General features: G+C 74.7%; 15 protein-coding genes and 1 pseudogene. 12 read left to right on the top strand and 4 right to left on the bottom strand.

Annotated features, from left to right (window positions below; all coding sequences use genetic code 11):
* Position 1 precedes the first annotated feature (1 nt).
* Entirely contained in the window at positions 2-472 is a 471-nt protein-coding gene (locus BX285_RS36735; RefSeq protein ID WP_097234799.1) for a (2Fe-2S)-binding protein, read from the bottom strand.
* A gap of 40 nt (positions 473-512) precedes the next feature.
* Entirely contained in the window at positions 513-2,792 is a 2,280-nt protein-coding gene (locus BX285_RS36730) for a xanthine dehydrogenase family protein molybdopterin-binding subunit (RefSeq protein ID WP_121179777.1), read from the bottom strand.
* 503 nt (positions 2,793-3,295) lie between these two features.
* Here BX285_RS36730 and BX285_RS36725 point away from each other — a divergent pair.
* The 4 genes from BX285_RS36725 to BX285_RS36710 all read left to right on the top strand — a co-directional run bounded on the left by BX285_RS36725 (position 3,296) and on the right by BX285_RS36710 (position 6,584).
* Positions 3,296-4,564, top strand: a complete 1,269-nt coding sequence (locus tag BX285_RS36725; RefSeq protein WP_097234797.1) for an MFS transporter — start codon at positions 3,296-3,298, stop codon at positions 4,562-4,564.
* 105 nt (positions 4,565-4,669) lie between these two features.
* A complete protein-coding gene (locus BX285_RS36720; protein WP_121179776.1) occupies positions 4,670-5,413 on the top strand; it encodes a Mut7-C RNAse domain-containing protein in 744 nt (247 codons plus the stop codon).
* Between the two features lie 109 nt (positions 5,414-5,522).
* Positions 5,523-5,948: a cupin domain-containing protein gene (locus tag BX285_RS36715; RefSeq protein ID WP_121179775.1), complete on the top strand. Its 426-nt coding sequence runs from the start codon at positions 5,523-5,525 to the stop codon at positions 5,946-5,948.
* A 135-nt stretch (positions 5,949-6,083) separates the two neighbouring features.
* A complete protein-coding gene (locus BX285_RS36710) occupies positions 6,084-6,584 on the top strand; it encodes an inorganic diphosphatase (protein ID WP_097234794.1) in 501 nt (166 codons plus the stop codon).
* A gap of 31 nt (positions 6,585-6,615) precedes the next feature.
* On the opposite strand, the gene BX285_RS39435 is transcribed toward BX285_RS36710, so the two are convergent.
* Positions 6,616-7,899, bottom strand: coding sequence for a pyroglutamyl peptidase (locus BX285_RS39435; RefSeq protein ID WP_147465311.1), 1,284 nt, complete (start codon positions 7,897-7,899; stop codon positions 6,616-6,618).
* A 69-nt stretch (positions 7,900-7,968) separates the two neighbouring features.
* On the opposite strand from BX285_RS39435, the gene BX285_RS36700 reads away from it, so the two are divergent.
* A complete protein-coding gene (locus BX285_RS36700; protein ID WP_121179773.1) occupies positions 7,969-9,162 on the top strand; it encodes a cytochrome P450 in 1,194 nt (397 codons plus the stop codon).
* A 138-nt stretch (positions 9,163-9,300) separates the two neighbouring features.
* Positions 9,301-9,852: pseudogene (locus BX285_RS39060) on the top strand (TerD family protein); the annotation flags it as partial.
* Positions 9,853-10,615: 763 nt separating this feature from the next.
* Here BX285_RS39060 and BX285_RS36690 read toward each other — a convergent pair.
* Complete coding sequence (locus BX285_RS36690; RefSeq protein WP_121179804.1) at positions 10,616-11,584, bottom strand: NAD-dependent epimerase/dehydratase family protein; 969 nt, start codon at positions 11,582-11,584, stop codon at positions 10,616-10,618.
* Positions 11,585-12,014: 430 nt separating this feature from the next.
* On the opposite strand from BX285_RS36690, the gene BX285_RS36685 reads away from it, so the two are divergent.
* The 6 genes from BX285_RS36685 (at position 12,015) to BX285_RS36660 (ending at position 23,252) form a co-directional block, all read left to right on the top strand.
* On the top strand, positions 12,015-14,774 hold the full coding sequence (locus BX285_RS36685; RefSeq protein WP_121179771.1) for an SdrD B-like domain-containing protein: 2,760 nt from the start codon (positions 12,015-12,017) through the stop codon (positions 14,772-14,774).
* A 106-nt stretch (positions 14,775-14,880) separates the two neighbouring features.
* Positions 14,881-15,666, top strand: a complete 786-nt coding sequence (locus BX285_RS36680) for a hypothetical protein (RefSeq protein WP_121179770.1) — start codon at positions 14,881-14,883, stop codon at positions 15,664-15,666.
* A gap of 182 nt (positions 15,667-15,848) precedes the next feature.
* The gene (locus BX285_RS36675) at positions 15,849-16,922 is read left to right on the top strand and encodes a WD40 repeat domain-containing protein (RefSeq protein ID WP_121179769.1); all 1,074 of its coding nucleotides are present in this window, start codon (positions 15,849-15,851) and stop codon (positions 16,920-16,922) included.
* A gap of 73 nt (positions 16,923-16,995) precedes the next feature.
* On the top strand, positions 16,996-18,147 hold the full coding sequence (locus BX285_RS36670; RefSeq protein WP_147465310.1) for a hypothetical protein: 1,152 nt from the start codon (positions 16,996-16,998) through the stop codon (positions 18,145-18,147).
* Positions 18,144-21,818, top strand: a complete 3,675-nt coding sequence (locus tag BX285_RS36665; protein ID WP_121179767.1) for a hypothetical protein — start codon at positions 18,144-18,146, stop codon at positions 21,816-21,818. The genes BX285_RS36670 and BX285_RS36665 overlap by 4 nt, the downstream gene beginning before the upstream one ends.
* 3 nt (positions 21,819-21,821) lie before the next feature.
* Positions 21,822-23,252, top strand: coding sequence for a hypothetical protein (locus BX285_RS36660; protein ID WP_121179766.1), 1,431 nt, complete (start codon positions 21,822-21,824; stop codon positions 23,250-23,252).
* Positions 23,253-23,259 lie beyond the last annotated feature (7 nt).

The following is a 23,259-nucleotide window of genomic DNA, read 5'->3' as shown; positions in this document are numbered from 1 at the left end:
GTTACGGCGTCGGAGCCTGCCCGGCGGCGGCCGCCTGCTTGATCGCCGCGCGGATGCGCGGGTAGGTGCCGCAGCGGCAGACGTTCTGGATCTGGTCGATGTCGGCGTCCGTCGGGTTCGGGGTCCGGCGCAGCAGGGCGACCGCCGCCATGATCTGGCCGGGCTGGCAGAAGCCGCACTGGGCGACGTCGCAGCTGAGCCAGGCCTCCTGGACGGGGTGCAGGGTGTCACCGTCGGCCAGGCCCTCGATGGTGGTGACGGTGTGTCCGGCGCAGTCCTTGACCGAGCGGGTGCAGGGCTGGAACTCCTGGCCGTCGAGGTGGCTGGTGCAGGCGCGGCAGACGCCCACCCCGCAGCCGTACTTGGGGCCGGTGACGCCGAGCTTGTCGCGCAGCACCCAGAGCAGGGGCATGTCGTCCGGGGCCTCGACGGTGACGGGCTGCCCGTTGAGGACGAAGGTGTGGGTGGGCATGGGGAGTCGGGATCCTCGGGGGCCGGACGCCGGTAGGGCGTCAGAAGTTGACGGGGAAGGAGCGCGGGCTGGTGCCGGTCGCGCGGGCGTAGGCGTTGGCGACCGCGGCGGAGGCGGCCGGGACGCCCAGCTCGCCGGCGCCGCCGGGCGGGCCGCTCGGCGGCATCAGGTGGATCTCCACCACCGGCGGGGTGTGCCGCTGCCGCGCGTAGTGGAAGTCACCGTAACTGCCTTCCCGGAAGGCGCCGTTGTCGAGGTGATTGCCGGTCTGCAGGATCACCGAGAGGCCGTCGACCAGCGCGCCGGTCAACTGGGCCTCCAGGCCGGTGGGGTTGATGACCCGGCCGACGTCGGCCGCGACGACCGCCTTGGTGACCCGGGGGTTGGCCCGGTCGGAGGCGTCCAGTTCGACCAGGTAGGCGGCGATGCCGCCGTTCTCGTCGTGGTAGCCGATCCCCTGCGCCTGGCCGGGGGGCATCGGGCGCCCCCAGTTCCCCTTGTCGGCGACGGTGTCCAGCACGGCCCGGCCGGCGGCGCTGCGCAGCCGGGCGCGGCGGAAGGCGACCTCGTCCTGGCCCATCCGGCGGGCGAGCTCGTCCATCATGATCTCGTCGGCGACCCGGACGGTGCCGGAGTAGACCGAGCGCCAGCTGCCGGTGTGCAGGTCCAGGGGCAGTTCGGCGAGCAGCTGGGTGGGGATGCCGACGTTGTACGGGTTCTTCTCGGTGAGGAGGAAGAACGCCTGGGCGAGGCTGAGCCCGGCCAGGGAGAGGTCGAACCCGGCGGCGGTGAGCGTCTCGCCGAGGCCGTGGCCGAGGTCGGTCTTGACGGTGGCGGCGCGGTGTTCCCAGGTGAGGACCTGGCCGAGGCCGTAGGTGGCGCGGATCCGGTGGTGGCTGGCCGGGCGCATCCGGCCGTGGCGCATGTCGTCGTTGCGCGTCCACATGAGCTTGACCGGGCGGCCGGCGGCCTTGGAGATCCGCGCGGCCTCCAGCGCGGCGTCGAAGAACAGCCGCCGGCCGAAGGAGCCGCCGCCGCGCACCACGTGGACGGTGACGGCGTTCTGCGGCAAGCCGAGTTCGGCGGCTATGGTCTGCTGGGCGAGGATCGGGCTCTGTGCGGCGAACCACAGCTCGGCCCGGTTCGGCCGGACGTCGGCGACGGCGGTGAGCACCTCCATCGGGGCGTGGTTGACGAAGGCGAAGTCGAACTCCCCGTCCAGGTGCTGGGTCAGCAACGGCGGGATGAGGAACGGCAGATGGGCGGCGCGCAGCTGGGCGCGGACGTCCTCGGTGGAGAGGTCCGCGGCCGGGCCCGGGTTCCAGGTGGTGCGCAGTGCGTCGCGCGCCTTGAGCGCCTGGTCGAAGGTCTCGGCGAGGACGGCGACGCCGCTGGGGATCTGCACCACGCCGAGCACGCCGGGCATGGCGCGGGCGGCGGAGGCGTCCAGGGACCTGAGGGTGCCGTTGACGGTGGTGGGGCGGGCGACCACGGTGGGCACGGCGCCCGGGATCTGCAGGTCCCCGGCGTACCGGGTGCGGCCGGTGACGATGTCGCGGGCGTCGATCCGGCCGGTCGGCCGGCCCACCAGGCGCAGCTGGTCGGCGGGCTTGGGCGTGACCGGGACGGCCGGCAGGATCACGGCGGCGGCCTCGGCGGCGAGTTCGCCGTAGCCGGCCCGGCGGCCGTCGGGCGCGAGCACGGCGGAGCCGGCGGTGCGCAGGGAGCTTGCCGGAACGTTCCAGCGCCTGGCCGCGGCGGTCACCAGCCGGGCGCGGGCGGCGGCGGCCGCGCTGCGCACCGGGTCGTACAGCGAGCGCACCGAGTTGGAGCCGCCGGTCAGCTGGTTGAACAGCAGCTCGGGGCGCCCGTCGGACAACGGGACGTCCACGTCGGTGAGTTCGGCGTCCAGCTCCTCGGCGACCAGCATGGCGATCGCGGTGGTGAGGCCCTGGCCGACCTCCAGCCGGGGCAGGTACAGCCGGGCCCGCCCGACGGGGGTGACCTCCAGCACCAGCAGGTGGGAGGTCGGCAGGCCGGCGAGGATCATCGCGTCGCCGAGGTCGAGGACGTCGGGAATGCCGGGCAGGCCGAGCAGTTGCGGGGGCGCGTCGGCGGCCCGGGCCTCCGCCACGCGCTCGGCGGCCCGCGCGGCCGCGGGGGCGGCGGCGTCGAGGCCGAGGCGGGCGGCGACGGTGAGGGTGGGGGCGGCCAGCAGGTAGGTGAGGAAGCGCCGCCGGCCGGTGGGCTCCGCCGAGGACGCCTCGCCGGTACGGCCGGTGGGGTCCGAGGGGGCGATGGAGGTACTGATGGGAGGCATCCTTCGAGCCGGAGCGGCGCCGGGATCGGAAGGGCAGGACGGCCCTGACTCCGCTGCCGGATCGCGAACGCCGTTGAGCATAAGAGGGCACTACTGACGGGTCAACACGGTCAAAGTTGGCCCCTGAATTGGGTGGTCGGGCTTTTGCAGCGCTCGGCGGGGCCCGATTCGGAGCGGGTACGGACGGCACTTCGGCAGTCCGGGCGAGGCTGCGGTGGGACGCTCCCAACGGTCCGGAGAGCCCAACGAGCCGCTGTCGTACGAGGGTTCAGTGCTCGGTCGGTGTTGCGGTGACGGCCGGAAGTGGCCCAGGAAATTCCTTGATCACTGGACCTGTCGGTTGGGCCAGTTTCTGCCTAGGGTGGTGGCGAACCGTTGCCGACGGTTGTGAACTCCCGGCTCGCACGCCGCCCGTCCGTGCGTTGCTGCTGTCGTCCGTCCGTGGGTGGCCGGTCGGGGGTTCTCGGGGGATCGGTGACGGTCCGTTACCGCGAAGGAGAGACGTGCCGACCGACAGAGCCGCCCGGTGGGGCGCCCTCCCACCCGCAGGGCCCCAGCGGACCCTGGCCGCAGCCCAGTTGGCGAGCGCCGTGGGCGACGGCGCGTACTACACCTGCTCCGCGCTCTACTTCACCCGCGTCGTCGGCATGTCACCGACCGCCCTCGGAGCCGGCCTCGCCGTCGCCTGGGCGCTCGGCTCCGTCGCCGGCGTCCCGCTCGGCCACCTCGCCGACCGCCGCGGCCCGCGCCGCACGGCGGTGGCGCTCGGGCTCGCCGCGGCGGCCGTGGTCGCCGCCTTCCTGGTCATCCGCTCCTACCCGCTGTTCCTGCTCGCGGTCTGCCTCTACGCCACCGCGCAGTCCGGGCTCACCGCCGCCCGGCAGGCGCTGGTCGCCGGCCTGGTGCCGCCCGGCGAGCGCACCGGTCTGCTCGCCCACCTCCAGTCGACCCTCAACGGGGGCCTGGCCGTCGGCGCCGCCGTCGGCGGCATCGCGCTCAGCGTCGGCACCCGGGACGCGTACCTGGGCGCCTTCGTGGTCACCACGATCGGCCTGCTGATCGGCGCCCTGGTCCTCCGGCGTCTGCCCGAAGTCCCGCCCGCGGCACCGGAGTCGGGCACCGGACCGCGCCTGGCCGTGCTGCGCGACCGGCGCTACGCTGCCGTCACCCTGGTCAACGCCGTCCTGCTGCTGCGGATGCCGCTGCTCAGCCTGATCATCCCGCTGTGGATCGCCCAGCGCGCCCCCGGGATCGGCTGGCTCGGATCGGCGCTGTTCGTGCTCAACACCCTCGCGGTGCTGGCCTTCCAGGTCCGGGCGGCACGTGACGTCACCGGGGTGGACTCGGCCGTGCGGGCCGTCCGCTCGGCCGGGGTGCTGCTGCTCGGCTGCTGCGCCGTCTTCGGCCTGTCCGCGCTGGACGTGCCGGTGTGGGCGGTCGGCGCCCTGCTGGTCGCCGCGTCCGTCCTGCTGGTGGTCGGCGAGATGCGGCAGTCGGCCGGCTCCTGGCAGATCGGCTTCGACCTCGCACCGGCGGAGCGGATCGGCCAGTACCAGGGCTTCTTCGGCACCGGCGTCGCCGTCGCCCGCACTCTCGGGCCGCTGCTGCTGACCACCCTGCTGCTGGACGGCGGCCTCGCCGGCTGGCTCGTGCTGGGCGCGGTCTTCCTCGCGGCCGGCTACGCCATGGGGCCGGTCGCCCGCTGGGCGGAGCGCGACCGCGACCGGCACGCGGCACCGCCCGCGCCGGTCGCGGCATCGTCGGGGGCGTGACGGACAGGCCCTGACGGTCGGGGTCCGGCAGTCTCCGGACCAGCACGGCAGGCGGGGCCCGGAAACCGGTGGCCCCCGCCCAGCACCCGCTGGCATGCTGGCCGCGTGGACCGACTCCAGATCTGGCTCGACTTCGCCCCCGAGCTGCACCTCTTCGTCTCCGCGCCCCGGCGGGCCGGCCGCACCTCGCTGCGCACCGACGGCACCTCCACACTCGGCCACGTCGTCGAGTCCCTGGGCGTCCCGCTCACCGAGGTCGGCACCCTGCTGGTGGACGGACAGGCCGTGCCCGAGGCACACGTCCCGGCCGACGGCGAGCACGTCGCCGTCCACGCCGTGACCAGGCCGCAGCCCTCGCCCGCCCCGCCGCGCTTCCTGCTGGACGTCCACCTCGGCACCCTCGCCCGGCGACTGCGCCTGCTCGGCGTGGACGCCGCGTACGAGAACCCCGACATCGGCGATGCCGCGCTGGCCGCCCGCTCCGCCGCCGAACAACGCGTCCTGCTCTCCCGCGACCGCGGCCTGCTGCGCCGCCGCGAGATCTGGGCCGGCGCCTACGTCTACAGCCACCGCCCCGCCGAGCAACTGCGCGACGTGCTCTCCCGCTTCGCGCCGCCGCTCGTCCCCTGGAGCCGCTGCACCACCTGCAACGGCACCCTGCGCACGGTCACCAAGACCTCGGTGCGTGAGCAGCTGCGGGACGGCACCGAACGCTCCTACGACGCCTTCGCCCAGTGCACCGACTGCGGCCAGGCCTACTGGCGCGGCGCCCACCACGCCCGCCTGGAGGCGATCGTCACCGAGGCGGTCCGCGACTTCGGGCCGGCGGCGCCGGTGGCCTCGCGGTAGGACGCGCTGACGCCAGGGCGCTCTGGCGGGCGGGCCCGTGCCCGTGATCCCCTCGATGGTGGGGCCGAGACCACGCTACTCGGTCGGAGGAGAGAGGCCGGGTCGTCGGATGAGCAATCGGTCGGGGCAGCAGCCCTTCGGGACCGCGGAGGAGGGCGGGGCACCCGTGGTGACCGCCCCCGACGGGGCCGAGGTCCGCCCGCTGCTGGTGCTGGACGGGCAGGGGAGCCTCGCGGTGTTCGTGCTCGCCCCCGGGCAGGTCACCCACGCCGTCTCGCACGCCACCGTGCAGGAGCTGTGGTACGTCACCGCGGGCAGCGGCGAGCTCTGGCGCCGCCAGGGCGCCCGGGAGGAGACCGTACGGCTCGTCCCCGGCGTCGCCGCCTCGGTCCCGCTCGGCACCGCCTTCCAGTTCCGGGCGGACGAGGACTCCGACGGGCCGCTGCGCATCACCGCCGTCACCATGCCGCCCTGGCCCGGAACGGACGACGAAGCCCGCCCCGAGGACGGCCCCTGGCAGCCGACCCGCCGCTAGGGCCCGACGTCCCCGGTGTCCGCCGAACGGCGGAGGCGGTTTCGGCGGGTGCCCGAACGGCCGACAATCGTTCCGGGACGCCGGTGACGCCGGGGCGCGGGGCGGCGCTCCCCAGGAGCCGAGGAGGAGGCCGCGGTGGAGTTCGAGGTGATGATCGAGATCCCGCAGGGGTCGCGCAACAAGTACGTGATGGACTTCGCGGCGGGCCGGATCCGCCTCGACCGCACCCTGTTCACCGCCACCCGCTACCCCACCGACTACGGCTACGTCGAGGGCACCCTCGGCGGCGACGGCGAGCCGCTGGACGCCCTGGTGCTCGGCGGCGAGCCGGCGGTCCCCGGGTGCGTGCTCACCTGCCGGGCGGTGGGCGTGTGGGTGATGCGCGACGAGCGCGGGCCGGACCAGAAGGTGCTCTGCGTCCCGGCCCGCGACCCGCGGTACGCGGCGCTGCGGGACATCGGCGACCTGCCGGAGTTCGATCTGCTGGAGATCACCCACTTCTTCCGGGTGTACAAGGACCTGGAGCGCGGCAAGTCCGTCGAGGGCTCCCACTGGGCCGGGCGGGAGGCCGCCTACGCCGAGATCGCCGCCTCGCGGGCCCGGGCGGTGGGCACCCGCTTCGCCGACCCGGCGTAGCGCCTCCTGGCCGTCCCGCCCGCGGCGGTGCTCAGAGCCGGGCGCTGCTCAGGACGGCGCGGACCTGGTCGGCGATGGCGGCCTCGTTCTGCTCGAACTCCGGTGCGGTGAGCTGCCCTTGGTCCGCGGGCAGGCCGGTGAGCACCGGGGTGTGGAGGTGCCCGCCGGGCAGGTCGGGGGCGAGGGTGAGGCGCAGGAGGTTGGAGCGGTAGGCGACCTCGTTGGAGAGGTAGCCGCCGCCTCCGCCGGCGACCGCTCGGGAGCCGGGGGTGGGTCCGTCGGGGCGGTCCACGGGATCGGTGGCGCCCGCCGGGATCTCGGTGACGGGGGTGTTGAGCAGCACCGGGTAGGGCTGCTGGGCGGCCGTCATGGCGTCGGTGGGCAGGGTGGTGCGGATGAACTGCGGCCCGGGGGCCAGGTCGGGGGCGTCGACCGGCTGCCGGCTCGTCCCGCCGGAGAGCGCGCGGACGTTGTCGGGGTACGGGTCGGCGGAGCGGGCGCGGCCGGCCCAGGCCTCCAGGGTGAAGAGGCCGGGGTAGCCCTGGCTGATGCTGGTGATCAGGTCGGCGGACTGCGGTCCGGGGCGCAGGTGCGGGCCGAAGGCACGCTCCACGACCCCCCGGTCGAAGTCGCCGTAGCGGACCGGCAGGACGACGGCCCGCACCTCGGCGGTGCTGCCGTCGGCGAGGGTGATCCGCTGCCCGGTCAGCTGCAGGACGGCGGCGCCGGAGGGGTTGGCGCGGCGCGGCTCGGCGTCCAGGCCGAACGGGTCGAAGCCGCTGACGAAGATCCGGCGGACGCCGGGCGCGGCGCCGAAGCCGCCGTCCAGACCGCGTGAGGCGTCCTCGAAGCGGTCCCGCAGGGCGGTTCGGTCGACCGCGAACGCGGGCTGCCAGTCGGCCAGTTGGACGGTCATGGCGAGCCTGGTCCAGTACAGCGGGCGGTCGTCGCGGGCGGGCAGTTCGCCGCTGGGCCGCCGGCCCTGGGCGCGGTCCACGCCGGCCTGCCACAGGGCCCGGCCCCAGGCGTCCACGATCCGCTCGGCGCGGCGGGCGGTGCGGGCGGTGCAGAGGGCGGCCGGGAAGCCGTGGAGGAGGTCGCTCAGGCCGGAGCGCTCGGTGAAGGCGGCGGTGCGGGTGTCCTGGAGGCGGGCCTGTTCGGCATCCGTCGGGGCGGCGGCGTTGGTGCGGCAGCCGACCGGGTCGGCCTGGGCGGCGGCCGGGGCCAACAGCGCGGCCAGGGTTCCGGCGAGGGCGGCGGCCAGCGCGGCGGTCCGACGAACGGGCCGACGAACGGTCCCACGGGTGAGTGTCATGTCACCTGACAATAAGTCCGGTTCTGACGCCCCGCCAGAGTGCCGCCGCCACCCCCGTAGGCTGGGCCGGTGACAGCGCCCGACCTCACCCTGACGTCCCTGATCGCCGACCCGTACGGCGGCTACAGCCGACTGCGCGCCGACGCGCCCGCCCACCGCGTCGTCGGCCCGGACGGCCTGCCCTTCTGGCTGGTGACCCGCTACCCCGACGTGCGCCAGGCCCTCGCCGACCCGCGGCTCGCCCTCGACCGGACGCACGCCGCGCCCGGCAACTACCGCGGCTTCGCGCTGCCGCCCGCGCTGGACGCCAACCTGCTCAACATGGACCCGCCCGACCACACCCGGATCCGCCGCCTGGTCGTGCGCGCCTTCACCCCGCGCCGGATCGCCGCCCTGCGCGCCCCGATCGAGAAGGTCGCCGGGCAGCTGCTCGACGCCATCGCCCCGGCGGGCCGCGCCGACCTGCTCGCCGCGTACGCCGCCCCGCTGCCGATCACCGTCATCTGCGACCTGCTCGGCGTCCCCGAGGACGACCGGCACGACTTCCGCGGCTGGACGGACACCCTCATCACGCCGGACCCCGAGCACCCCGAGACGGCCCGCGCCGCCGTCAAGGCGATGCTCGGGTTCTTCACCGGCCTCATCGAGCGCAAGCGCACCGAGCCCGGCGACGACCTGCTCTCCGACCTGATCGCCGTCCGCGACGAGCAGGACGGCGGGGGCGGGCTCAGCGAGGACGAGCTGACCTCGCTCGCCTTCCTGATCCTCTTCGCCGGCTACGAGAACACCGTCCACCTCATCGCCAACGCCGTCCTGGCCCTGCTCACCCACCCCGAGCAGCTCGCCGCCCTGCGCGCCGAACCGGAGCTGATCGACGGCGCCGTCGAGGAGTTCGCCCGCTTCGACGGCCCCGCCCCGCTCGCCATCCGCCGCTTCCCGCGCGAGGACGTCACCATCGGCGGCGTCACCGTCCCGGCGGGGGAGACCGTGCTGCTCGCCCTCGGCTCCGCCAACCGCGACCCCGAGCAGTTCACCGACCCCGACCGGCTCGACCTGCGCCGCCGCGAGAACGGCCACCTCGCCCTCGGCCACGGCATCCACTACTGCCTCGGCGCACCGCTGGCGAGGATGGAGACCGCGATCGCGCTGACCGCCCTGCTGCGCCGCTTCCCCGACCTCGCCCTCGACGTCCCGGTCGAGCGGCTGCGCCACCGCCCCACCCTGCGGGCCCGCGGACTGCTGGAACTGCCCGTCCGGTACTGACCCGGGCCCGTCCGGTCCTGACGCGATCTTGATCCCGGGGTGGGAACCGGCGCGACTTCTACAGCGTTGTCGTGGTCGGACAGTGGTTACAGCGGGTACAGCGGTACCCGTCAGTCGCACGGTGGTGGAGGAAGTCCCATGAGTGTGGCCCTGACGAAGGGCGGCAACGTCTCCCTGGGCAAGCAGGCCCCCGGTCTCCGGGTGGTCCGGGTCGGCCTCGGCTGGACGGCCGTAGCCGGGTACGACCTGGACGCCAGCGCGCTGCTGTGCGGGGCGGACGGCAGGGTCGGCTCGGACCAGAACTTCGTCTTCTTCAACAACCTGCGGAGCCCGGACGGCTCGGTCCGCCACCAGGGCGGCTCCGGCGGCGGTGCGGACCGCGAGCAGATCGAGGTCCGGCTCGCGGAGGTCTCCGCCGACGTGGAGAAGATCGTCTTCGCGGTGGCGATCTACGACGCGGCGCAGCGGCGTCAGAGCTTCGGACAGGTCCGCGGCGCGTACGTCCGGATCACCGACTCGGACGGCGGCGCCGAGGTGGCGCGCTACGACGTGGCGCCGGAGGCCGGCAGCGAGACCGCAATGGTCTTCGGCGAGTTGTACCGGCATGGCGCGGACTGGAAGTTCCGGGCGGTCGGGCAGGGGTACGCGGCGGGGCTCGCGGGCATCGCCGCGGACTTCGGCGTGGACGTCCTGCAGCCCGCGGCAGCCGCGGCGTCCTCCGCCCCTGCGTCCGCGCCGGCTCCGGTTCCGGTGAAGCCCGCCGTGCCGCCCGCGCCGGTGGCTCCCGCCGCCGCGCCCGTCCCCGTACCCGCCCTTCCGCAGCCGCAGACCCAGCCAGGAGCAGGGAGTTCCCCCGTGACGTGCTTCTTCGACCCCTCGCACGGCGCCGGCACGACGGTGGTGCTGTGGTCGCCGCAGTGGGGCGTGCCGCGCCAGATCGAGACCTGCGCCGCCTGCGCCCAGCGGGTGCAGACCACCGTCCCGCCGTTCTACACCCCGCAGCAGGGCTACCCGCAGCCGGTGCCCCAGCAGGGCTACCCCCAGCAGGGCTACCCGCAGGAGCCCGGCCAGCAGGCCCAGGGCGGCGGCCGCCGCTTCGGTGCCGGCGCCCTGATCGGGGCCGGCGCGGCCGGTCTGGTCGGCGGGGCGCTGCTCAACGAGGCCTTCGACGACGACGGCCCCGAGGTCGTCGTCAACAACTACTACGAGGACGACGGCTTCTTCTAAACCGTTCGGCCGTCAGGCCGCAGCCGCGCGAGGGCCGCCGGGGTCACCCCCGGCGGCCCTCGGCGTTCTCGCCTCGACGCGGCGAGCGCCCGCACCGCGCCGTACCCGTGCGTCCGGTACCGGCGCCAGGACGCCTTCCCCGGCTCAACCCGCCGCTCGCGGGCTGAGCCCGGCTGAGACAGGGCGGACGGGCCGAGCCGGGACGCGGGCACCGCCCCGGGTCCGGCTAGCGGCGGTGCCAGGCGGCGAGGAGTTCGGCCTCCCGGTCGGGCGTCAGGGTGTCCGGCAGCGGCTCGAACGCGGGGATGTCGCGGGCGGTCTCGGCCACCGGGCGCAGGGTGAGCCCGGTGGCGAGGGCGGCGGCCGGGTCGGCGGTGCTGGTGGCCAGGACCATCGGGTGGGCGGGCCAGAGCGGGAGGGCGCGCTCAGGGACGTCGGCGGCACGCAGGAAGTCCTCGGCGACCCAGGTGATCGCGGTGCCGTCCGGGGCGACCGCCGAGGCGACGGCGGCCAGCAGGTCGCCCATGGTGTGCGGCGGGGGAGTCGCGGCGTGGTACGCGCCGGAGGCCTTGCGTTCCAGCAGGGCGAGCATCCAGGCGGCGAGGTCGCGGGCGTCGACGACCTGGATCGGCGCGTCCGGGCGGCCCGGGGCCAGCACCTCGCCGCCCCGGGCGAGCCGCTGAACCCAGTAGTCGAAGCGGCGGGTGTAGTCCTGGGGCCCGATCACGTACGTCGGGCGGACCAGCAGGGTGTCGGGGCCGAAGGCCTGCCGGGCCGCGCGCTCGCACTGGACCTTGAGGATGCCGTAGGTGTCCGCCGTGACGGCCTCGGGCTCCGGGCCGTCGGCGGGGCGCAGCGGGGAGTCCTCGGTGTAGCGGGGGGTGGCCGGGGTGTCGTAGACCGACAGGGAGGAGACCAGCAGGTACCGTCCGGCGGCGCCGGGGCCGAGTGCGGCGGCCAGGTCCCGGATCTGGCGCGGGTAGTAGGCGCTGACGTCCACGGTGGCGTCCCACTCCCGGCCGTTCAGCACGGACAGGTCCGCGTCGCGGTCGGCGATCAGGTGGGTGGCCTCGGGGAGCAGGTGGGCGCCGGACCTGCCGCGGTGCAGCAGCGTCACGTCGTGGCCGGCGGCGATGGCCGCGTCGGCGAAGTGGAAGCCGACGAATCTGGTGCCGCCCATGATCAGTATGCGCATCCGGCCATCGTGCCAGAGCCGGCTCCGGCCGAACCGGGACGGGCCGGCCGTGGTGGACGGGCGGACGGTGGCGGCCGGGCCGTGGCGGGAGTTGCGGGTGGGGTGGGTGAGCCGGGGTCGTGATGTGTGCACATGTGGCAGGAACTGTGTTCGACCGTCGGCGGGTTCATGCGGTATCCGGGGGTCCGGTCAGGGTCGGGGTGGCACGCCTGCGCAGGTCAACGGCTCGACGCCGGGCGGGGGCGCAAAGGTGCGACGGCCGTCGAAACGTCTGATGCGCCGTCAAAGTTCCTTGTTTTCCTGCGAACTTGTCCGAACCCGCTTTAAGCTCCCGTTAACAATGGCGGCTTTCCGCCACTCACGGGCTCCCTCGCGAGATCGGTCGGCAGGCCCCACCGGACAGTGCCTCAACGTGACGATGAGAGCAGGGATGACGACGACAAGTGAACGAACAGCCGGCGCCGCACGCGGCCCGGCTCGGTGGCGGCCGGGGGACCTCGGCGGCCGCACGCTCGGCGGCGCGGTGGCCCTGGCCGTCGGGATCGGCGCCTGCTCGCTGGCGGCGGCCCCGTCGGCCTTCCCGCAGACCGGCGACGGGACGGTGACGGTCCGGGTGATCCGGGCCGTGGACACCAGCGGGGTGTGGACGCCCGCGCTGGAACCGGGCATGGCGGGCGTGAGGGTGACGCTCACCGACGACGCGGGCGTCGGGATCGAGGGCACCACGAAGGCGGACGGCACCGTGACCCTGTCGCCGGCCGCCGGCAAGGTCACCGGCGGCAAGTACCGTGTCCAGGTGGTGAATCCGAAGCCGGGCGGGCTGTTCCCGGCCTTCGCCTCCCGCCAGGGCCTGGCCGGCGCGCCCGACCAGCTCAGCAGCAACGAGGAGTTCGTCGACCTCTCCGGCGGCAAGAAGGTGGAGTTCACCACCGGGCTGTGGAGCCCGGGTGACTACTGCCAGAAGAACGCGCCGCTGGTGACGGGCTGTCAACCGGCGCCCAGGGAAGGCGGATCGGCGCACACACTGGTCTCCTTCCCGTACGGCGCCCGGGGCGTGGCCGGCACCGACGCGACCGTGACCGACCTGGCCACGGCCGAGCAGACCGGCAACCTCTACGGCCTCGCCTGGAACAGGACCGACAGGCGGCTCTTCTCCGCGGCCTCGGCCAAGCGCACCACCGCGTACGGCCCCGGCGGCCCCGGCGCGATCTACGTGACCGACCTCGCGCAGAAGAAGACCACCCTGTTCGCCACCGTCCCGGACGCCGGCACCACGCCGCACGGTCCGGGCAACGACGACGCCTTCCTGCCCGCGGTGGGCAAGGAGAGCCTCGGCGGCATCAAGATCAGCGACGACGGCAAGGACCTCCTCGTCGTCAACCTCCACGACCGCAAGCTCTACCGCTACGACGCCACCAAGCCCACGGCCGCCGAGCCCGAGGCCGCCTACCCGATCCCCGACCCGGGCTGCCCGGCCCCCGGGGACTGGCGACCGTACGGCCTCGGCCTGCAGGACGGCACCGGCTACCTCGGCGGGGTCTGCTCCGGCGAGTCGACCGGCAAGACCTCGGACCTGCGGGCCGTGGTGCTGCCCTTCGACCCGGCCACCGGCGTGTTCAAGAGCGCCGTGCTGGACCAGCCGCTCGACTACCCGCGCGGCGCCACGGTCGGCGGTCCCTGCCCCGGCGCCGGCTGGTTCCCGTGGCAGGACACCTTCCCGGCCACGCAGAACGGCCAGGCCTGCACCGGGTACATGGCCAACCCCGAGCCGGCGGTGGCGGAGATCGCCTTCGAGACCGACGGCACGATGCTGCTCGCCTTCCGGGACCGCTTCGGCGACCAGTCGGCGGCCGGACCGACGGCCGGCACGATGGCCACCGTCCTGCCCGGCGGTGACCTCGACAAGGCGTGCCCGGTGAACGGCACCTACGTGCTGGACACCAACAAGGGCTGCGGGGCCACCACCCGGGGCACCCGGTTCTTCGACACCAACCGGATCGGCCACAACAACGCCCTGAACGCCGGAATGGCGTTCTCCAAGGTCGAGAACTCCATCGCGACCTCGGGCTACGACACCAACGGCATGGCCTTCGGCTACGGCGCGGGCTTCGAGAAGCGCGACGGCAAGGCCGACGGAGGCCTGCGCCTCAATCCGGTCGGACCGCTCCCGCCGTTCGGCAAGGGCGCCGCGATGGGCGACCTCGAAGTGCTCTGCGACCAGGCACCGCTGCAGATCGGCAACCGGGTCTGGTACGACCCGGAGCGCAGCGGCCTCCAACTGCCGGGCCAGCGCCCGGTTCCGGGCGCCACCGTCCACCTGTACGACGAGTCGGGGAAGCTGGTCGGCACGGCGAAGACCACGGCGCGCGGCGAGTACTACTTCGACGACAGCAACGTCGAGGGCGGCCTCAAGCCGAAGACCAAGTACACGATCCGGCTGGACAACCCGGCCGACTACGCCAAGGGCGGGCCGCTGTTCCAGTGGGTCGCCACCGAACACGACGTCGGCGACAACCACTTCGTCGACTCGAAGGGCATCGTCCCGACCGGCGGGAAGTACCCGGAACGGGCGCTGACCACCGGCGGGCCCGGCGAGAACGACCACACCTACGACTTCGGCTTCCGTCAACAGGAGGGCGCGCTGCGCCTGGTCAAGCACGACCAGGACGGCAAACCGCTGGCGGGCGCCAAGTTCCAGCTGTGGCACGAGACCAACGGCACCGACGGGCTGCAGCCGACCGGCGACAAGCCCGACAGCAAGGTCGGCGAACCGTGCACGACCGGCGCCGACGGGCTCTGCGGTGGCACCGGGGTGCCGGGGACGTACTACTGGCAGGAGGTGAGCCCGCCCGCGGGCTACTCGGCGCCTGACGTCACGGTGTTCGGGCCGCTGGTCCTCACCTCCGAGAACCTCGATGCCGGTGTCGAGGTGACGGCCGTGAACCGGCTGATCCCGACCCCGACGCCCACCCCGACCCCGACCGAGACGCCGGCACCGACGCCGACGTCGACCCCGGTGCCGGCACCTCCGGCACCTCCGGTCCCGCCGGGCCCCGCGCCCGGGCACCTGCCCAACACCGGTGCGGGTCAGTCGATCCCGTTCGCCGTGACGGGCGCGGCGGCGCTGCTCACCCTCGGTACGGCGCTGGTGCTGCTGGCCCGTAGGCGCAGGGCCGTCCGGCAGGGTTAGCACGACCGCCCGAGCCGGGCCGGGCGGGCCCGGGGACCGAACGTCCCCGAGCCCGCCCGACTGCTGTGACCCCACGACCGACCGATCGACGAGAGAAGGCACCCGCATGGCCCGCACGCCGAAGACCGACAGCCCCAGGCCGCGCCGGCGCCGCTGGCTCCGGGCCCTGGTCGCGCTCGCGGTGTGCGGCACCGCGGCGGGCGGCCTGGTCGCCTACCGGACGGTTTCCGACGAGCCCGCGGAACGGCCGGTGACCACCGACGAGGCCTCCCGGCTGGCCCTGTCCCGGCTGAACCTCTACCAGGCCGGCCCGGTGGGGGTGACGCTCACGGCCGCCGAGGGCGGGAGCGTCACCATCCGGGTCGAGGGCGTCGTGGACTACCGCAGCCACCGGGGCGTGGGCCGCTACCGGACCACCGGGGCGAGCGGGCCGCTGGACCACGGGCTGATCGTCTGGGACACCGGCGGCCTCGGCCTGGCCCCCGAGCCGGCCGGCGCGGACGGCCCGGCGTGGCAGCAGGCCGAGCACGTGCCGCGGGCCGGCTGGTCGCCGCGCTCGTACACCGCGGACCCGCTGGACGCCGGGCTCAGCCTGCTGGTCCAGCTCGGCGCCGACCGCCCCGACAACCCGCTGCTGCTCGCCCAGTCCGGCGCCCGTTGGCTGGGCCACGACCGGATCGACGGCCGCAGCTACGACCGGTTCGCCGGCCCGCGCGCCCAGGGCGCCGCGCCCGACGGCGGCCGGTCACCGCTGACCTACTGGGTCGACGGCGACGGCGGGCTGCGCCGGGTGACGATGCGGATGGCGGGCCTGGGCACGCCGACCACCGTGGAGTTCTCCGGTCACGACGGCAGCGCCAGGCTCCCGGAAGCACCCTGGACGGCCGGCTGACCGCGGCTGACCGGCTGACAATCCGAGCACGCACGGAACGGTACGTCCGTCCGTCTCCCGGCGCCCTTCGACCTCGAACTCGACACCGGCCGCCTGTAGGGCGGGGGCGGCCATCCGCCCGGTGGAAGCGCGAGCGGAGGCAGGCGTAGCGTCGACAGTGGTCGCGGGCGGGTCCTTCCCCGATGCCGGAGCGCCGTCATGCCAGGTACCGCGACCCCACCACCCGGCCCGCCGTCGGGTCCCCCGTCAGGCCCCCCGCCGGGACCTCCGCCCGGTCCTCCGCCGCCGCCACCCCCGGGCCCCCACCGGGCCCGCCGCCCCGGGAGACCGTCCTCACCGGCCACACTGCCCCCGTGACCTGCGTCGCCGTCTCCGCCGACGGCCGCCGGATCCTGTCCGGCAGCGCGGACCGCACCCTCCGGCTCTGGGACCTCGCCACCGGGGCGGAGCTCCGCCGCTGGGTCGCGCACGACGACGGGGTGCAGTGCGCCGCTCTCTCCCCGGACGGCCGGTCCGCGGTGTCCGGCGGCGTCTGGGGGGCCGCGCGCCTGTGGGACACCGCCACCGGCACCGAGCTGCGCCGCTTCCCCGGGCAGGAGCAGGGCTGTCTCTCCGCGGTCTTCTCCCCGGAGGGCCGGCTGGTGGCGACCGGCTGCGGGGACCACACCGTCCGCTGCTGGGATCCGGCGACCGGTCAGGAGCTGCGCCGCTTCCCCGGGCACACCGCGGACGTCGCCGCCGTCGCGTTCTCCCCGGACCGCCGGCTGCTGCTCTCCGGCGCCGCCCAGACCGAGTTCGGCGCCGACCAGGTACGGCTGTGGGAGCTGGAGAGCGGGAAGGAGCTGCGCCGCTTCGGCGAGGGGCTGTTCGTGGTCACCGCCGTCGGCTTCGCCGCCCGCGGCGCCCTCGCCGTCGCCACCACCATGGACAACCGGCTGCACGTGTGGGACGTGGCCACCGGCGCCGAGACCGGCCGCTTCGAGGTCGGCTCCGGCAACCTGCTCTGCCTCGCGGTCGCGCCCGACGGCCGGTGGCTGCTGATCGGAAGCGGCACGGACTACTACGACGCGGAACTCCTCGCCGACCTCGGCATCGACAACCGCGCCCGGCTGGTCGACCCGGCGGACGGCCGTGAGGCGGCCCGCTTCGAGGGCCACACCGGGAACGTGAACGCCGTCGCCTTCACCCCGGACGGCCGCCGCGCCGTCTCGGCGAGCGCCGACGGCACGATCCGGCTGTGGGACCTCGAAGCGTAGTCACCCGAACCGGTTGCCCTCGGTGACCTGCCGGTGGAATCGTGGCAGGTGAAGGTCGGATCGGATCCCCGAAATGGCGGAGCGGGCACGAGGAGAGCAACGCACCTCGACCGTGGTCGGCCCAGTGGTCCGGGCCCGTCCCGGACCCGGTGGGAGAGGTGCCGCGATCCTGTGCGCGCTGCTCGGACTCCTCCCCGTCACCCCCGTCCTGGCCTGGTCGTACGGCCTGGCGCCGTTCGCCGTCTGGTTCTGGTCGGCCACCGTGCCGAGCCTCGCGCTGCTCGCCGCCCTCGGCGTGGCCACCGCCCGCCGCCCGCACCGACGTCGACTGCACCGCGCTCTCGTGGTCGGCGCCGTCGGCGGCCTGCTCGGCACCCTCGGTTACGACCTGTTCCGGGTGCCGTTCGCCCTGGCCGGGGTCCGGCTCTTCGCGCCGATCGACACCTACGGCGTCCTCGCCCTGGGCGCGGACTCCTCCGACCCGCGCACCGGGCTGCTCGGCTGGGCCTTCCACTTCTCCAACGGCATCGGCTTCGGGATCAGCTACGCCGTCCTCGCCTCCGGCCGGCGCTGGCAGTGGGCCCTGGCCTGGGGCCTGATGATCGAAACCCTCGTCGTGGCCTCGCCCGTCGCGGGCGTCTACGCCCTGCGCGGCCCGGGACTGATCGCCATCGCCTACGCCGGGCACCTCGCCTACGGCACCCCGCTGGGCCTGCTGGCCGCCGACCCCGAACGCACCGTCGGCCGGCTGCGCGAGGTCGGCCCGCACACCACCGCGTACGCGCTGCTGGCCGTCCTGCTGGTCCTGGTGGTCTGGCAGCGGCCGTTCGGCACGCCGGCCACCGTCCGGGCCGGCCAGCGGGTGGCGCCCGGCCCCAGCGCCCTGGTGCTGGACGGCCGCTTCCACCCGCAGTACCTGCGGATCCCCGCGCACGGCTGCGTGGACCTGCACAACGGGGACCCGGTGCCGTACACCCTGCCGGCCGCCGTCGGATCGCCGCGGCTGGAGCCCGGGCGCACGACCACGGCCTGCTTCGCCGCCGCGGGCAACGCCGTGCTGCGGGTGCGCACCTCCGACCGGCCGTACGCGGGCGGGTTCGTCATCGTGGACCGGACCGCCGTCGCCGACCGGCAAGCCGACGCGAACCGGACCGCCGCCGTTGACCGGGCCGCCCTCGCGGATCGGACGGTGAGCCGTAGCGGACCGGAGGGAGCGCCGAGATGACCACCGCCACGGTCCCGCGGACCGTCCCCACCCCCGCCGAGGTCGCCCGGCAGCTGCCCGGCTGGCTGCGCGAGCACGCCGTGTCCGCCGTGACCGGCGCCGTGGTCGGCGGCCTGATCGGCTACGCGACGAACGTCTGGCTGATCGCCGTCCGCTACGGCGGCTGGCGAAAGGTCCCGCACGGGGCGCCGGCCACCAGCCACAACAACTTCTTCCAGGGCGCGCTGTTCTGGGGCCTGCTCACCACCGTGCTGTTCGGCGTGGTCGGCTACTGGCACGCCGTCGGCACCACCCGCTTCCTCGCCGACCTGCGCGCCCTGCCGCGGACGCTCGGCGCGCTGGTCCGTGGCGACCGCGCAGCGTCCGTCCACCTGCTGTGGGGCGCGGCGGCGGCGCTGCTCGCCGCCCAGGTGGTGCCGGCCGCGGCCGGGGCGGTGCTCGCCGTCGGGCTGCTCGCGGGCGCGCCGACCGTGCTCGGGAGCATCGTGTCGACGTCCCTGCGCCGGATCTGGTCGGCGGTGGTCAAGCAGGTCGCGCCGACCCGCCACCACCGGATCACCGGGATCACCGGGATGACGGTGGGCATGCTCGGCTCCGCCGTCTCGCTGATCGTCGCCTCCTTCGTCACCGACAGCGCGGTCAAGTGGGGCCTGGCCGGGGCCCTCGCGCTGGCCGCCGTCCTGATCGGCGTCACCGGCGCGCGCCCGCCCGCCACCGCCTGCCTCGCGCTGATCGTCGGCGCGGTGCTGCTCCTGCACGGACTCACCGACGCCCTCCCGGCCCACGCCGACGACGGCGGATCGCTGGAGTGCTCCGGGCAGGCCTGGCTGAGCTGCGGCGGCAGCACCACCGTGCTGCGGTACTCGGCGGCCGGGGCGAGTGCGGCCGCGCTCGGCGGGGTCCTGGGCTCCTTCCTCGGCAACCTGGCCGGCTCCCTGGCGAGCGAGCCGGGCACCGGCGGGGACACCGGCGGCCCGGACGACAGCGGCCCGGACGCGGGCGGCGGCGCGCCCTGGCAGCCGCAGCCCGGCATGCCGCCCGGCGACCGCAAGGCGGTCAACAACTGGATCCAGGGCCTGCTGGACGACCCGGCCTTCCAGCGCTGGCGCGCCACCCACCCAGGCTTCACCGACCCGCCCACCGACGCCGAGTTCAACCAGTACCTCAACTGGCGTCACGCCCAGGGGCTGGCGGACCCGGCACTGACCCTGCCCAGCACGCAGGCGCCGTTCCCGGTCGACGCCGGAGTGGTCCCGCCGCTCCCGGCGGACGAACCAGAAGCGCTGTCGCTGCCCGACCTGCCTCCCGGGCCCGAGCTCCACGAACCCTTCGACGTCCCGCCCGGCGGGGACGGCGGGGACGGCCGGCCGCTGGCCGGCATCCCCGGCCTGCCCGGCCTGCCACCCGGCCCGGGCGACAGCGCGACCGCACCGGCCGGCGCCGCGCCCGCCGAGGACGAGCCCGAGCCCGCCCCGGACGCGCCCCCCACCTCCGACCCGGCCCAGGACATCCGGCACCGGCTGAGCGCGCTCGACGGCGCCAACATGTACGACCCGTCGTACTGGCAGCAGCTGCGGGCGCTCCACGAGAGTGTCGACCCCACCCAGGGCCTGACCCCCGACCAGTTGCAGGCCATCGAGACCCTGGAGGCGAAGATCCCCGCCGCCGACATCACCGGAAGGGGGCAGCGGGAGACGATCCGGGACGAGGGCAGGGTCAAGCTCGCCGCCGCCAGCAGCCAGGCCGACCGGGACTACACCGACTACCTCCACCGGCTGGACGGGATCGAGGCGCAGGAGAACTACCTGAGCAACCTCATCGACCACCTGCCGCCCGGACAGTTCGAGCCGGCGAACCGGGTGCTGCAGCGGATCGAGAGCGGAGCCCCGGGCACCGACACCGAAGGCTCGCTGCGGCAGCTGACCACCGCCGTGTTCAACCAGGCGCAGGGCCAGTCCGAGCGGGAGGCGGCCGCGGCCGAGCTGCAGGCGGTCGAGGCCCAGGAGCACGAGGCCGGCGCCACCCGGGTCCAGCACGTCGCCATCGCCACCGAAATGCTGCTGGCCCCGTTCGCGGTGCCGCTGACCGCCGCCGGGGCCGCCCAGCTCGGGGCGTTCATGGTCGGCCGCAACGCCGTCCAGGGCCTGGCCGTCGGCTACGAGGAGGGCGGGATCGGCAAGGCCCTGCTCGGCGCGGCCGACGCGGTGCTGCCGATCAACACCCTCCAGGCCGCCTACCAGGCCACCATCGGCCAGGTCGTCGATCCCAACAGCCCGGCCCCGCCGGCAGGCCGGGCCGCGATCGCGCTGGCCTTCGTCCAGGACCTCGGCAACGCCGTGGGGCTGCACGGGCTCGGCCTGGGCGCCGTCGCTCCGGCGGCGGCCGAGGCGGCCACCGAGACCTCCGCGCTGAACAAGCTGGCCAACGCGCACGGCGGCCAGCCGCCGCCCGGCCCGGTCCCGACGGTCAACGCCGCCACCGACGCCGCCTTCGCCGCCGAGCAGGCCGCCGGGCGCAAGGCGGCCGACGAGTTCCAGCAGATGGCGACCGACCTGCGCGCTCTGCGGGCACAGGGGGCGAGCGCGGAGGAGATCGCCGCGGCCCAGCAGGCGCTGAAGCAGAAGGCGATCGAGATCAACTCGAACTTCCAGGCCAAGGCCACCCTGAAGACCGCGCGCACGGAGATCCAGGGCGAGTACGCCGGGGTCCTCGAACCGGTGCTGACCAAGGCGCAGCAGGACCAGGTCGCCGAGCTCAACGCGCAGGGCTGGCGGCGGGGCGGACGGGAACTGACCGTCGACGACCTGACCGACCTGCGCAACGCCAAGAGCAAGGGCACCGTCGGGATGGACCGCGACCTGGCCCTCAACCAGAAGGCCTACCGCGAGACGCTCGCCCAGCTGGAGCAGGCCCCACCCACCTCGCAGAAGGCCGAGGACCTGTACAGGAAGCTCCAGGAGCTCAGGACCGCCGACCAACTGACGCTCAAGGGCCAACCGGTGAGCCCGTCCAACGCCAACAAGGCGTTCCAGAAGGCGTACGACAAGGCGTACGCCGCGGCCACCGACGGACAGGAGGCCGGAAAGGCGCTGCAGTCGGTGACCCAGAGCAAGCACCCGGAGGCCTACCAGGACCTGCCGGTGCTCAAGAACGACGCCCTCGCCTACCCGCCCGACCCCAAGTGGGCCGCCCAGACCGGCTCGGTGACCACCTACAAGACGTACATGAACCCGATCGAGCTGAGCCCCGGCAGCGCGCTGCAGGAGACCGCCCGGGGCGTGGCCAAGGACATCTCCACCAAGCTCGAACCGATGATGTACTACTACAAAGGCGCGGACCCCGCCGTCTACCAGCGGGTCCTGGACATGAAGAGGTTCCTGACCGACTGCGGCAAGGGCATGTACACCCCGTCGCAGATGGAGCTGTTGTCCAAGCAGCAGTTCGGCACCTCGGTCAACGGCCTGGCCCAGCAGGTCGATTCGAACCTGTCGGCCTTCGTCCAGAGCCACGGCGCCGCGTTCCCCGCGTTCCGCGCCCTGCCCGGGCCCGGCCTGAGCGAGGCCGGCGGTGTCGCCGCGCAGGCGGTCGCCGGGCAGGGCGGGCAGGTGGCCAAGGGCATCTCCTCGGGGCCGGCGACCGGGAACGAACCGCAGGACGGAAAAGGGAAGTGAGCCATGGACAGCGAACCGGTCCTCACCGGGGCTCCAGACCTCTCCTCGCCGGGCGGCCTGGCCCGCACCATTCGCCTGCGCCGCCACGAGTTCGGACCGCTGGCACGCCACGTGGACCTGCCCGAGCCGGGCCCGCTGTCGCCGCTGCCCGACCTGGCCGCCGCCGGTGCCGACGAGGCGGATCCCGCCCGCGAACCCGCCGAACTGCTCCGGGAGTTCACCGGCCTGTCCACCGCCGTCGTCGGGACGGTGCTGCTCCCGCTCGCCGCCCCTGACCGGGTGGTGGACGCCCGCAGCGCCCTGTTCGACAGCGCGCCGACCCCGTGCCGGCTCTACGCCTCCCGCCGGGCCGAGGACACCTTCGTCGGCCTGCGGCCCGGGCCGTCCGGCGACTACGAGCTGATGGCCCCGTTCGCGCCCCAGGACCTCGCCTGGTGGGTGCAGCTCCAGGTGCAGTTCTCCAACGGGCAGCCGATCCCGCTGCCGAAGGCGATGGAGGAGCTGACGGCCGAGCAACTGGCCTTCCTGCTGGTGCTGGTGGACGCCTACAAGACCGCCTTCTTCCGTTCCTTCGCCGGCCGGCGGCCCGAGCCCGCGCCAGTCACCGTCTCCCTGGCGGACGTCCTGGAGGCCCAACAGGACGCGCTCCGGGTGGCCGACCGGCGCTGGATCAGCCACTGCGTCGCGGAGCTGTTCGCCGCCCAGCTGCACCCCGGCGGGCGGACCGGCGCGGCCCTGCCGGAGGTCACCGCCGACGTCGCCGAACGGGAGCTGCGCCGCTACGCGGACGCCGGGGACCTCGAACCGGCCGGGACCGGTGACCCGGAGGCCTACGAACTCGGGCTCACCCTGGCGACCTTCGCCGGCACCCTGTTCACCTGGATCAGCCTGCTCTCCCTGCACGACATCCAGGTGGTCGGCCACGAAGCGGGCCGGCCCGTCGCGCAGGAGGACGTGGTGCTGTTCGTCGTGACCGAGCCGACCGTCTGGGCGCTGGCCAGCCAGGGCCTCACCCACGCGGGCCGGGACTGGTCGGCCGTCCGGTTCGGGCTCCGGGCGCTCGGCGTCGTGGAGGCGTGCAACCTGGCCGCCGAGTTCCTGAGGCCGATCCCCGACCTCTCACTGCCCGAGGAGGTCTACCGCCCGAAGCCGGCCGCGGCGGACGTCACCGAGCAGCTCAGCCGGCCCCCCGCACCGCCGCCCGGGCCGCCCCCCACCAACGTCGGGCCCGTCTTCCGCCCCACGCACCGCGTCCCGTCCGGCGGCATGTCCGCCTGGGCCGCGCCGGACCCGTCCCTCGCAGCCCTGACCAGGATCGACGGGAGGGTCGAACTGCAGGTGCTCGAACGGGCCGGGGACTGGGCGCACATCCTCTGCTCCAACGGCTGGTCGGCCTGGGTGGACGGCCGGCGGATCGAGCGGATCGGGCCCTGACACGCGG

The sequence above is a fragment of the Streptomyces sp. 1114.5 genome (genome assembly GCF_003635085.1).
Lineage (GTDB): Bacteria > Actinomycetota > Actinomycetes > Streptomycetales > Streptomycetaceae > Kitasatospora.
This window is presented reverse-complemented; position numbering and strand designations above follow the sequence as displayed.

Coding starts and splice junctions, on each gene's coding strand:
- BX285_RS36735 (WP_097234799.1), bottom strand. CDS start 472: ATGCCCACCCACACCTTCGTCCTCAACGGGCAGCCCGTCACCGTCGAG.
- BX285_RS36730 (WP_121179777.1), bottom strand. CDS start 2,792: ATGCCTCCCATCAGTACCTCCATCGCCCCCTCGGACCCCACCGGCCGT.
- BX285_RS36715 (WP_121179775.1), top strand. CDS start 5,523: ATGAGCAATCGGTCGGGGCAGCAGCCCTTCGGGACCGCGGAGGAGGGC.
- BX285_RS39435 (WP_147465311.1), bottom strand. CDS start 7,899: ATGACACTCACCCGTGGGACCGTTCGTCGGCCCGTTCGTCGGACCGCC.
- BX285_RS36690 (WP_121179804.1), bottom strand. CDS start 11,584: ATGCGCATACTGATCATGGGCGGCACCAGATTCGTCGGCTTCCACTTC.
- BX285_RS36685 (WP_121179771.1), top strand. CDS start 12,015: ATGACGACGACAAGTGAACGAACAGCCGGCGCCGCACGCGGCCCGGCT.
- BX285_RS36680 (WP_121179770.1), top strand. CDS start 14,881: ATGGCCCGCACGCCGAAGACCGACAGCCCCAGGCCGCGCCGGCGCCGC.
- BX285_RS36675 (WP_121179769.1), top strand. CDS start 15,849: ATGCCGGAGCGCCGTCATGCCAGGTACCGCGACCCCACCACCCGGCCC.
- BX285_RS36670 (WP_147465310.1), top strand. CDS start 16,996: ATGGCGGAGCGGGCACGAGGAGAGCAACGCACCTCGACCGTGGTCGGC.
- BX285_RS36665 (WP_121179767.1), top strand. CDS start 18,144: ATGACCACCGCCACGGTCCCGCGGACCGTCCCCACCCCCGCCGAGGTC.
- BX285_RS36660 (WP_121179766.1), top strand. CDS start 21,822: ATGGACAGCGAACCGGTCCTCACCGGGGCTCCAGACCTCTCCTCGCCG.